Source organism: Pantoea sp. SIMBA_079, assembly GCF_046940275.1.
Classification (GTDB): domain Bacteria; phylum Pseudomonadota; class Gammaproteobacteria; order Enterobacterales; family Enterobacteriaceae; genus Pantoea; species Pantoea borealis.
Genome location: NZ_JAWRYR010000328.1, coordinates 1 through 271, shown reverse-complemented (window position 1 = coordinate 271; position 271 = coordinate 1). Strand labels below are relative to the sequence as shown.

The 271-nt window shown below is 73.1% G+C and carries 1 protein-coding gene; it reads left to right on the top strand.

Translation table 11 applies throughout. The features are described 5' to 3' along the window. Positions 1-271, top strand: a 271-nt coding sequence (locus SB719_RS20230) for a thioredoxin fold domain-containing protein (protein ID WP_412159752.1), incomplete at both ends; no start/stop codon positions are given.

Here is a 271-nt window from a genome sequence, read left to right as displayed (position 1 = left end):
GGCCTATCCGCGGATGGGCCCGGGCAGCGACGATTTCCGCCTGATGGAATCCGCCTGGTGCGCCGACGACCGCAAGCAGGCGCTGACCGACGCCAAGTCCGGCCGCCGGGTGCCGCCCAAGACCTGCGACAGCCCGGTGGCCGCGCATTACGCACTGGGCCAGCGCGCCGGCCTGACCGGCACGCCGATGATCGTCGCCGAGGACGGCACCCAGATGCCGGGCTACATGCCGCCGGACCAGCTGCTCTCGGCGCTGCAGCGGCTCGAGACC